Below are 251 nucleotides of genomic sequence, written 5' to 3'. Positions count from 1 at the left end.
ACCCCGAGCGGCTGCTGCTGCTGTGCCAGATGTCGCAGGGCGAGCACAGCGTCGGCGACCTGGAGGCGGCGCTGGGCATCGTGCAGCCCACGCTGTCGCAACAGTTGGGCGTGCTGCGTCGGCAGGGGCTGGTGCAGACCCGGCGCGACGGCAAGAAGATCTTTTATGGCATCGCCGACGCGCGACTGCTGACCGTGTTGCAGACGCTCTACGCGCTGTATTGCCCCAAGGAGACCCGATGAACTTGAACT

Annotated in this window: 1 protein-coding gene; it reads left to right on the top strand. The window is 65.7% G+C overall.

Annotated elements, in window-relative coordinates; translation table 11 throughout:
- Positions 1-242 (top strand): metalloregulator ArsR/SmtB family transcription factor (locus tag RVY79_RS20825; RefSeq protein WP_317466507.1); only part of this gene is annotated, 242 nt, incomplete at its 5' end.
- Positions 243-251 lie beyond the last annotated feature (9 nt).

This window comes from Chromohalobacter sp. HP20-39, from assembly GCF_033052815.1.
Lineage (GTDB): Bacteria > Pseudomonadota > Gammaproteobacteria > Pseudomonadales > Halomonadaceae > Chromohalobacter.
This window is presented reverse-complemented; position numbering and strand designations above follow the sequence as displayed.